We start from the raw sequence: 9,508 nt of genomic DNA, 5'->3' as shown, positions 1-9,508 counted from the left end.
CCCGAACTCGTCGCCGGCGGTGAGCATCGGCACCCCGGCGGAGAGCATGAGCGTGCCCAGCAGGTTGCGCATGGCCTTGCGCCGCGCGGCGAGGATGACCGGATCGTCGGTGGGGCCCTCCACGCCGTGGTTGAACGAGCGGTTCATGTCGGCGCCGTCGTGGTTGTCCTCGCCGTTGGCCTCGTTGTGCTTGACGTCGTAGGAGACGAGGTCGTGCAGGGTGAAGCCGTCGTGCGCGGTGACGAAGTTGATGCTCGCGAGCGGACCCCGCTCGTCGCTGAACGTGTTCGCCGACCCGGCGAGGCGGTTCGCGAACCCGCCGATGCCGGTCGGGGCCGAGGCGCGGCGGGCGTAGTCGATGTCGCTGAGCCAGAAGTTGCGGACGCGGTCGCGGTAGCGGTCGTTCCACTCGCTCCACCCGGCCGGGAAGTTGCCGGTCTGCCAGCCGCCGAAGCCCACGTCCCAGGGCTCCGCGATGATCTTCGCGTCGGCGAGGGCCGGATCCGTCCTGATCGCGTGCAGCAGAGGATGCTGCGGGTCGTAGGTGCTCGACTCGTCGCGCGCGAGCGCGGTGGCGAGATCGAAGCGGAACCCGTCGATCTGCATCTCCGTGCTCCAGTAGCGCAGCGAGTCCAGCACGAGGCGCGCCGCCGCGGGCGTCGCGGTGTTCAGGGTGTTGCCGCAACCCGTGGTGTCGATGTAGCTGCCGTCCTCCTGCTGGCGGTAGTACAGGGCGTTGTCGATCCCTCGCAGGCTCGTGCGGGGGCCGCCGATGCCCTCCTCGTTCGTGTGGTTGTAGACGACGTCGAGGATCACCTCGATCCCCGCCTCGTGCAGCAGCTTCACCATTCCCTTGAACTCGCGCAGGACGGCCTCGGGGCCCTCCTTGCGCGAATCCTCGGTCGCGTAGGCCGCATGGGGCGTGAAGAAATTCAGGGTGTTGTAGCCCCAGTAGTTCGAGACGCCCCGGTCCAGCAGCCGCGGCTCCGAGGCGAACGCCTGCACCGGCAGCAGCTCGACGGCGGTGATGCCGAGCTCGCGGTAGTACTCGATCATCGCCGGATGCGCGACGCCGGCGTAGGTGCCGTGCAGCGCCGGCGGCACCCCGGGGTGGCGCTTGGTGAGTCCCTTGACGTGCCCCTCGTAGATCACGGTGCGGTCGAGGGAGGTCTGCGGCTTTGCGACGCCGCCCCAGTCGAAGCCGTCGACGATGACGACGGAGCGCCATTCCTCGTAGCCGTCGCCCTCCGCGAGGCCCCGCGCGTACGGGTCGAGGAGCAGGGTCTCGGGGTTGAACGTGTTGCCGGGGCTGTGCGCGCCGTCGACGCGGAGCGCATAGCGGGTCCCGGGCTGGAGGAGCTCCGTGGTGATCTCCCACACGCCGCCGGGGCTACGCTCGAGCGCGAGCTGCGCGGTCTCCCAGTCCAGGTCTGTCTCGTCGAAGATCACGAGTTCGATCGACGACGCGTTCTGCGACCAGACGCGCAGCGTGGCGACCCCGTCGTGGAGGCGGACGCCAAGCTCGTCGAGGGACGGGCTGCACAGGGCGCAGGTCTCGCCGTCGGGTACCGGCTTCTCGACCTCTATCGCGTGCGGACACATGAGGGAAAGAATATCGCGGTGCCGGCCGATCGGGCTGCCACGGCGTACCGCGATCCGTGCCACCGAGTCCCAGCACAGCGCGAGGTGCGAGAGTGGTGGGGTGCACTACCTGGATCACGCCGCGACGACCGACCTGCGGCCGGAGGCCGCCGAGGAGTGGCTGCGCGTCGGCCGGTCGACGGGCAACGCCTCCTCGACGCACGGCGCCGGGCAGCAGGCGCGCCGGATTCTGGAGGAGTCCCGTGAGCGGCTCGCCGCGATGCTCGGGTGCGACCCGATCGAGGTCGTCCTCACCTCCGGCGGCACCGAATCGGTGAACCTCGCCGTGCAGGGGCTGTGGCGCTCCCGGCCGGAGGGGCGCGATGCGATCCTCCTCCCGGACGGGGAGCATCACGCGACGCTCGACACGGTCGCCGCGCTCGCCGCGGACGGCGCCAGGGCGATCGCCGTGGAGCTCGACGCCGTGGGGCGGATCCCCGTCGACGCCTTCGCGGCGGGGCTGGTGACGGACGGGGTGGCCGTGGCCACCGCGCTGATGGCCAACAACGAGGTCGGCACGGTCAACGACGCCGCCGCGCTCGCCGCGGCGGCGGCCGCCGCGCGCGTCCCACTGCACCTGGACGCCGTCGCCGCGTTCGGGCATCTGCCGGTGTCGTTCGCGGCGCTCCGCGGCGATGCGCCCGCCGGCGAGGGCCTCGTCGCGCTCAGCGTCGCAGGGCACAAGATCGGCGCTCCCACGGGCACCGGAGCGCTCGTGGTCGCTCGCACCGCGCGTCTCGCGGCGCTGCTGCACGGCGGCGGCCAGCAGCGCGGCCTCCGCTCCGGCACGCAGGACGTCGCCGGGGCCGCGGCGTTCGCCGTCGCCGCGGAGCTCGCGGTCGCCGAGCGCGCCGGGGAATCGGTGCGACTGGGAGCGCTGCGTGATCGCCTCGTCACGGGGATCCTGGACCGGGTGCCCTCCGCCGAGCTCCTCGGCGATCCCGACGCCTCCGGTCGCCTGCCGGGCAACGCGCACCTGCTGTTCCCCGGCGCGCCGAGCGAGAGCCTGCTGTTCCTGCTCGATGTGGCAGGGGTCTCGGCATCGGCCGGATCGGCGTGCCAGGCGGGCATCGCCGAGCCCTCGCACGTGGTGCAGGCGCTCGGTCGCAGCGAGGCGGAGGCGCGCAGCGTGATCCGGTTCACGCTCGGACGCACGTCGACCGATGCCGACGTGGACGCCGTGCTCGCGGTCATCGGCGACGCGTACGCACGGACGTCCGGCGCCGTGCGCTGACGCCCTGCCCTCGTCCAGTCGTCCGCTCGTACACTGGATCCATGCGTGTTCTGGCGGCGATGAGCGGGGGAGTGGACTCCGCGGTGGCTGCCGCGCGCGCGGTCGAGGCCGGTCACGACGTGGTCGGCGTGCATCTCGCTCTCTCGCGGGCGGGCGGCACGCTGCGCACCGGCAGCCGCGGCTGCTGCACGATCGAGGACGCGATGGATGCCCGTCGGGCCGCGGATCTGCTCGGCATCCCGTTCTACGTCTGGGACTTCTCCGAGCGCTTCCGCGAGGACGTGATCGACGACTTCGTCGCGGAGTACCGCGCCGGCCGCACGCCGAACCCGTGCCTGCGCTGCAACGAGAAGATCAAGTTCGCCGCGCTCCTGGAGCGCGCGATCGAGCTCGGCTTCGACGCCGTGTGCACCGGGCATTACGCGACGCTCGTCGACGGCGAGGGCGGCCTCGAGCTGCACCGCGCCTCGGATGCGGCCAAGGACCAGTCCTACGTCCTCGGCGTGCTGAACGCCGAGCAGCTCGCGCACACGTACTTCCCGCTCGGCTCCACGCCGTCCAAGGCGCTCGTGCGCGCGGAGGCGGCCGAGCGCGGCCTGAGCGTCGCGCAGAAGCCGGACAGCCACGACATCTGCTTCATCCCCGACGGCGACACCCGCGGCTGGCTCGCGGAGAAGGTCGGCGCCGAGCAGGGCGAGATCCTCGACCGCGACGGCGCCGTCGTCGGCACGCACGACGGCGCGCACGCGTTCACCGTCGGCCAGCGCAAGGGCCTGCGCCTCGGCGTGCCCGCGCCCGACGGCAAGCCCCGGTTCGTGCTCGAGGTCCGCCCCGTCTCGAACACGGTCGTCGTCGGCCCGAAGGAGGCGCTCGCGATCGCCGAGATCTCCGGAGAGCGCCGCTCATGGGCCGGCGCGGCCCCCGCCCCGGGGGAGTTCGTCTGCGAGGTGCAGATCCGTGCGCACGCAGAACCCGTCCCCGCGCGCGCCTTCGTCGCGGAGGACGGCGTCAGGGTCGTCCCGGACCAGCCGCTCGACGGCGTCGCACCGGGCCAGAGCGCGGTGCTGTACGTCGGCACGCGGGTGCTCGGCCAGTTCACGATCGATCGCACGGTCTCGGCGGTTCCGGCCGGAGTCTGAGGCCTCACGCGCCGCAGGGCGTCATGTCGACGGCGCCGGCCGCAGCCTCTGTGATGATGGGTGCACGGTCCGACGGAGGAGGCGCCATGACGAGGACGTACATCCGCGATTTCCACGGGGACGATCTGGACCAGATCGTCCGGCTGTGGGGGCAGGTCACCCGCGAGAACGAGTGGCCCATCTACTCGCTCGCCGAGGTGATCGCCTCCTGCCAGCAGGACCACGCGGTCGTCGCCGTCCAGGGCGAGCTGCTCGTGGGCGCCGCGGTCGGACGGGGCGCGCACGCGCAGGGGTGGATCGTGTTCTTCGGGACGATCGACGACGCCGGATCCGAGGTGAGCTCGTCGCTCCTGCACGCGCTGGAGCGCAAGATGGCGCCCCTCGGCCTCGCGAAGCTCTCGGTGCTCATCCCCGAGGCCGACGGCCTTGGCGCCTTCACCGAGAACGGCTTCCACGTGCACCATTCCGTGCGCTACCTCGAACGCGCGATGCCGATCCAGCGGCGTGAGCTCGACGCGCTCAAAGAGGTGGGCGGACGCATCCTCCCGCCGCACCTGTGGGATCGCGTCGCAGGGATGACGCATGAGAAGACCCTGCTCGAGGAGCGTCTGGTGACGCCGCTCGCCCGCCCGGAGCTCGCCGAGCGGTTCGGGGTCGTTCCTCCGCGCGCCGTCATGCTGTTCGGCCCTCCCGGCACGGGCAAGACCACCTTCGCGCGTGCCGTCGCCTCGCGGCTCGACTGGCCGTTCGTCGAGCTGTTCCCCTCGCGGCTCGCCGACGGCGGCACGGGTCTCGCCGGCGGGCTGCGCGCGTCGTTCGAGACCATCGACGAGCTCGAGCACGCGGTCGTCTTCATCGACGAGGTCGAGGAGATCGCCTCCCGCCGCGGCGGAACGCCGCCCTCGCCCACGCAGGGCGTCACGAACGAGCTGCTGAAGCTCGTCGCCGACTTCCGCGACAGGGAGGGCAGGATCCTGATCTGCGCGACGAACTTCGTGCGCGCGCTCGATGCGGCCTTCCTCCGTCACGGGCGCTTCGACTACGTGATCCCGATCGGCCTGCCCGACGCCGACGCCCGCCGCGCGATCTGGGCGCGGTACATCCCGGTCGAGTCGGCCGGCGACGTGGACCTGGACCGGCTGGTCGCGGCCAGCGAGGGGCTGACGCCGGCCGATATCGAGTACGCCGCGCGGCGCGCATCCCAGGAGGCGCTGGCGCGGGCGCTGAGCGACGGCGCGCAGGGGTCCGCGCTCGACACGGACGACTACGCGCGCGCTCTCGGGAGCACGCGGGCGACCGTGTCCGCGGACGAGATCGCCGAATTCAGGGCGGATATCGAGACCATCGCCCGGCTCTGAGCATCCGGGCGCGATCGCTCACCTCTGCAGGAAGAGCAGGATCGCCCTGACGCGCCGGTTCTCCTGGGCAGGGGACAGCCCCAGTCCCGTGAAGATGTTCCCGACGTGCTTGCGCACCGCGGCGTCGCTGAGGTGCAGGGCGCGGGAGATGTCGCCGTTGGACGCCCCCTCGGCCATCAGCTCGAGCACCTCGCGCTCGCGGGGAGTGAGGCCGTCCAGCACGTCGGGACCGCCGCTGCGCAGCAGGTGCCTGGCGACCTCGGGGTCGATCACGGTGCCGCCGCCGGCGATCGTGCGGAGCGCGCGTTCGAAGTCGGAGATCCGATTGACCCTGTCTTTGAGGAGATAGCCGATTCCGCCCTCGGACAGCGTCAGCAACTCGCGCGCATAGTGGTCGGCGACGTACTGCGAGAGCACCAGGACGGGCTGCGCGGGACGTGCGCTCCGTATCGCCAGAGCCGCCCTCAGCCCGTCATCGGAGCCGTCCGGCGGCATGCGCACATCCGTCATCACGAGGTCGGCAGCGGGCGTCGTGGTGGAGAAGAGTCGACGAAGCTCGTCCGCGTCCCCGGCAGTCCCGACGACCTCGTGTCCGAGCCGGACGAGCAGTGCCGTGAACGCCTCGCGCAGCAGCGCCGAGTCCTCAGCGAGCAGGATGCGCATGCGCGACCTCCTCGCGCCCGCGCGGCGCGGTCAGCACGATCGTCGTGGGCCCGCCGACGGGGGAGTCGACCTCGAGCGCACCATCGAGCGCCGCGGCGCGCGCCATCAGGCCGGTGAGGCCTGTGCCGGCGGAGGGGTCGGCGCCGCCGCGGCCGTCGTCGCGCACGATCACCTCGAGAGATGCGCCATCCGTGCGCGCGAACACATCGACGCGCGTGGCATCCGTGTGCTTGACCGCGTTTGTGAGGGCTTCACGCACGACGAAGTAGGCCGCGGCCTCGACGGCGGGGTCGGCGTGCCCGAGCTCGTCGCACTGCAGTGACACGCGGAGCGGGGCCCGTCCGGCGAGCTCCTCGAGAGCGGCGCCGAGGCCGCGGTCGGCCAGCACCGCAGGGTGGATGCCCCGCACGGATTCGCGCAGCGCCGCGGATGCGCGCTCGGCCTGGTCCTGAGCCGCGACGAGAGACCGGCGGGCGGGATCCGCCTCGTCCCCGAGGAGCGCCAGGTCGAGCTCGAGCGCGCCGAGACGGGTGGCGAGCACGACGAGCTCCTGCTGCACGCCGTCGTGCAGATCGCGCTCGATGCGCCGTCGCTCTTCCTCATGCGCGGTCACGATCGCCGCCCGGGAGCGGGTGAGCCGCTCCATCCGCTGTTCGATCTCCGCGCCGCGCGGGGCGAGGAGCCAGGAGATCGTGAGGCTCTGCGCCGTCGCCACGGCGAGGTTCAGGTACGCGGCGACGATCATCACGATCACGAGCGCCACCGGAGGGAGCCACCAGCTGCCGGCGTCGAGGCGGATCCTGGCGTCTCCGAAGAGGAGGATCTCGGTGGCACCGCGGGTGAGCGCGTGGATCGGCACGCCGACCACCACGATCAGGGCCACCGCCTCGAAGAAGAGCAGTACGAGCGCGAAGAGCCCCGCGACGAGGTCCAGCAGCAGCACGAGCGCCTCGCGCCACGTCGCGGGCTCCGTGAGGCGGATGTTCAGCCAGTTGTGCCGGTCCTCCCTTGCCACCCGGACGTGCCCGGTCGGGATCGCGCCGAATCCCAGCAGACGCTGCCGGCGGCGTTCGAGAGCTCCGATGGCGATTCCCCAGATCGGCAGCAGCAGGAGAGTGAGGGGCAGGAGCACCAGCAGCAGCGGGCCGAGCACGGCCGAGATCAGGAGATAGCCGAGCGCCCGCCACGGCCACCACGAGGCCAGGGCGACCCATGGCGCCCGCTGCAGGGCCTCCGTCACGGTGTGCGCACGACGCGGAGAAGGAGGGCGCGTGCTCATGCGGTCAGTTTAGGGACGAGGCGGATCCGCCGAGCCCGGCGGCGGCGAAGAGTAGACCTGGCGCTACCAGCGACCTCGCCTGCGGCCTCCTGCATGCCCGACCGGATCCGGCTGGACTGGAGGCATGGAAGAGATCCTGGTGGCCGAGGGCGTCGAGAAGCACTACATCGTGGGGCGGGAGCGGGTGCCGGTGCTGCGCGGAATCGACCTGGTGGTCGGCGCAGGGGAGATGGTGAGCATCGTCGGCCCGAGCGGATCCGGCAAGTCGACGCTGCTGTACTGCCTCGCGGGTCTCGAGCACGCCGATCAGGGGGAGGTCAGGGTGCACGGGGAGGCGCTGACGCGGGCGTCCGCGTCGAGGCTGGCGAGGCTGCGACGCGACCGGATCGGATTCGTGTTCCAGTCCTACAACCTGATCCCCTCGCTCTCGGTCCGGGAGAACGTGGCGCTCCCCGCTCGGCTGGCCCGTCGCGCGGCGCCGGATGTCGAGGGCGCGCTCGCCGCGGTCGGGCTGGCGGAGCACGGGGCCCAGCGTCCTGGACAGCTCTCCGGCGGTCAGCAGCAGCGCGTGGCGGTCGCACGGGTGCTCGCCGCGCAGCCGGCCGTGCTGTTCGCGGATGAACCGACCGGGGCGCTGGACTCCTCGGCCGGCGGCATCGTGCTCGATCTGCTGCGCGGATACGCGCGGGAAGAGCGCTCGGTGGTGCTGGTGACGCACGACCTGGACGCCGCCGCACGCGCCGATCGCACGATCGTGCTGCGGGACGGGCGCGTCGTGGCCGAACTGCGGCGGCCGAGCGCCGCGCGGATCCTGGCCGCACAGCACGCCTCGAGCGAGGCTCCGTCGCCGGCGGGGCGCGACGTCGGAAGCCGCGTGCTGCGCACGGCGGAGGCCGGCGCATGATCCGGCTGCTGCTCGGAGAGCTGCGCGCGGACTGGCGCGCCTGGGCGGGCCTCGTGCTCGTGGCGGCTGTCGCGGGGCTCACGATCGGGATCGGCGGATCCTTCCTCGAGACGGGCCTGCACGTCGGCGGGCGGACGGGGACGGGGATCGGCGGTGCCGCCTCGATGATCCTGGTGTTCGGCGGTGTGAGCGCGATCGCGGTCACCAGCGCCGTCGCCCGCCTCGCTGTCGATCTCGGCAGGTCGGGCTATGCGCGATGGCAGCTCTGCGGGGTCACCCCTCGGCAGACGGCGGCAGTGGTACTGGGGCAGGTGATGGTGCTGAGCCTGAGCGGGGCGGCACTGGGGCTCTGGGCGACGGCGCTGCTCGCCCCCTTCGTGCTGCGTCTCGCCTTCGAGGGGGCCTCCGGCGGCTACGACACGGTGACCGCCGTCGTCGGGCCGCTGACCGCGATCCTGGTGGCAGGCGGTGTGCTGCTCGTCGCTCTGCTCGGCGGACTGCCCGCCGCGCGCCGGGCGGCACGCACGCCTGCGCTCGAGGCGTTGCGCGAGTCCGAGCCGCGCGGCGCGACGATGCGGTGGTGGCGATGGGCGCTGTTCGCCCTCATGACGGCGGGCATGGTCGCCGCGGTGCAGGGGTGGATGTCCTCGGCCGCTGCGGTGACCCCCGGTGACCGCAACACCCTGATCTCGCAGACGCCGCTCATCGCGCCGCTCCTCACCGCCGTGATCGTGGCAGGAGGTCCGGTCCTCTATGCGCCGCTGCTCCGGGCCTGGACGGCGTTGCTGCCCACGAGGGTTTCGGCGGCGTGGTTCCTCGCCCGCCACCAGGCGCGCTACCACCTGGGACGCAGCACGGCGTCGATCACGCCGCTCCTCGCAGGGACGGCGATGCTCGGCGGACTCGACACGGTCATCGCGACCTGGGGTGCGGCGGCCCGGGCCGCCGGCGAGCCGTTCGAGGGCCTCAAGCCGGGGCAGATGATCGTGCTGCTCGGTGGGCCGCTTCTGCTCGCGGGAGTCGGCGCGGCCGTCGTCGTCTTCATGAGCAACCGCACCCAGGCCCGCGAGCAGGCGCTGCTGTCGGCCGGCGGCGCGACGACGGCGGTGATCGTCCGGGCCGCGGTGCTGCAGGCGCTCGTCCACGTGTGCACCGCCGCACTGCTGTCCGCCGCCGTGATCGTGGTGACCGGCGTCCTCACGACCGCGATGCTCCGGCCTTTCTATCCCGCCGTCGCGCCGCAGCTCGCGCTCGGATCCGCCGTGATCCTGGTCGGCGCGGGTGCGCTGC

The 9,508-nt window shown here is 72.5% G+C and carries 8 protein-coding genes; 5 read left to right on the top strand and 3 right to left on the bottom strand.

Features of this window, described 5'->3' with window-relative positions:
• Positions 1–1,602: isoamylase (locus B7X32_RS14695; RefSeq protein ID WP_292721098.1), on the bottom strand; the 1,602-nt coding region annotated here is incomplete at its 3' end.
• 100 nt (positions 1,603–1,702) lie between these two features.
• Here B7X32_RS14695 and B7X32_RS14690 point away from each other — a divergent pair.
• The 3 genes from B7X32_RS14690 (at position 1,703) to B7X32_RS14680 (ending at position 5,372) form a co-directional block, all read left to right on the top strand.
• Positions 1,703–2,875: a cysteine desulfurase family protein gene (locus B7X32_RS14690; protein ID WP_292721096.1), complete on the top strand. Its 1,173-nt coding sequence runs from the start codon at positions 1,703–1,705 to the stop codon at positions 2,873–2,875.
• Between the two features lie 41 nt (positions 2,876–2,916).
• Complete coding sequence (mnmA, locus tag B7X32_RS14685) at positions 2,917–4,014, top strand: tRNA 2-thiouridine(34) synthase MnmA (RefSeq protein ID WP_292721094.1); 1,098 nt, start codon at positions 2,917–2,919, stop codon at positions 4,012–4,014.
• A gap of 86 nt (positions 4,015–4,100) precedes the next feature.
• Positions 4,101–5,372, top strand: a complete 1,272-nt coding sequence (locus tag B7X32_RS14680) for an ATP-binding protein (protein ID WP_292721092.1) — start codon at positions 4,101–4,103, stop codon at positions 5,370–5,372.
• 18 nt (positions 5,373–5,390) lie between these two features.
• Here B7X32_RS14680 and B7X32_RS14675 read toward each other — a convergent pair whose 3' ends face one another.
• Positions 5,391–6,035 (bottom strand): response regulator transcription factor, encoded by a 645-nt coding sequence (locus B7X32_RS14675; RefSeq protein WP_292721089.1) that lies wholly within the window; start codon positions 6,033–6,035, stop codon positions 5,391–5,393.
• Positions 6,016–7,314, bottom strand: coding sequence for a histidine kinase (locus B7X32_RS14670; protein WP_292721087.1), 1,299 nt, complete (start codon positions 7,312–7,314; stop codon positions 6,016–6,018). The genes B7X32_RS14675 and B7X32_RS14670 overlap by 20 nt, the downstream gene beginning before the upstream one ends.
• A gap of 124 nt (positions 7,315–7,438) precedes the next feature.
• On the opposite strand from B7X32_RS14670, the gene B7X32_RS14665 reads away from it, so the two are divergent.
• Entirely contained in the window at positions 7,439–8,218 is a 780-nt protein-coding gene (locus B7X32_RS14665; protein WP_292721069.1) for an ABC transporter ATP-binding protein, read from the top strand.
• Positions 8,215–9,508, top strand: a 1,294-nt coding sequence (locus tag B7X32_RS14660) for an FtsX-like permease family protein (RefSeq protein ID WP_292721067.1), incomplete at its 3' end; no start/stop codon positions are given. The genes B7X32_RS14665 and B7X32_RS14660, both read left to right, overlap by 4 nt.

Origin of the sequence: Microbacterium sp. 13-71-7, assembly GCF_002257455.1 — a bacterium.
Lineage (GTDB): Bacteria > Actinomycetota > Actinomycetes > Actinomycetales > Microbacteriaceae > Microbacterium.
This window is presented reverse-complemented; position numbering and strand designations above follow the sequence as displayed.

Coding starts and splice junctions, on each gene's coding strand:
- B7X32_RS14675 (WP_292721089.1), bottom strand. CDS start 6,035: ATGCGCATCCTGCTCGCTGAGGACTCGGCGCTGCTGCGCGAGGCGTTC.
- B7X32_RS14670 (WP_292721087.1), bottom strand. CDS start 7,314: ATGAGCACGCGCCCTCCTTCTCCGCGTCGTGCGCACACCGTGACGGAG.
- B7X32_RS14665 (WP_292721069.1), top strand. CDS start 7,439: ATGGAAGAGATCCTGGTGGCCGAGGGCGTCGAGAAGCACTACATCGTG.
- mnmA (WP_292721094.1), top strand. CDS start 2,917: ATGCGTGTTCTGGCGGCGATGAGCGGGGGAGTGGACTCCGCGGTGGCT.
- B7X32_RS14680 (WP_292721092.1), top strand. CDS start 4,101: ATGACGAGGACGTACATCCGCGATTTCCACGGGGACGATCTGGACCAG.